Raw genomic sequence first — 503 nt, forward strand, 5'->3', positions numbered from 1 at the left:
GAACTACCTGATTCAAAACGCCGGTAAAGATGGTGTGGAAGAAGTCATCATCGGTATGGCACACCGTGGCCGTCTGAATGTTTTGGTTAACATTTTGGGCAAAAAACCGGCTGATCTGTTTGCCGAATTCGAAGGCCGAGCCGAAATCAAATTGCCTAGCGGCGACGTGAAATACCACATGGGCTTCAGCTCCGACATCGCCACTCCGCACGGCCCAATGCACGTTTCTTTGGCATTTAACCCGTCACACTTGGAAATTGTTAACCCAGTAGTGGAAGGTTCTGCGCGCGCCAAACAAAAACGTTTGGGAGAAAACGGCCGCGATAAAGTTTTGCCAGTATTGATTCACGGTGACTCCGCATTTATCGGTTTGGGTGTTAACCAAGCAACATTCAACCTGTCTAAAACACGCGGCTATACCACCGGCGGTACTGTTCACATCGTGATCAACAACCAAATCGGCTTTACCACTTCCGATACCCGCGATACCCGTTCTACCGTAT

Annotated in this window: 1 protein-coding gene; it reads left to right on the forward strand. The window is 49.3% G+C overall.

Annotation, left to right across the window (positions count from 1 at the left end; translation table 11 throughout):
• Positions 1-503 (forward strand): thiamine pyrophosphate-dependent enzyme (locus ACTHUR_RS18840; protein WP_440400299.1); only part of this gene is annotated, 503 nt, incomplete at both ends.

Source organism: Neisseria sp. P0021.S007 (genome assembly GCF_051956855.1).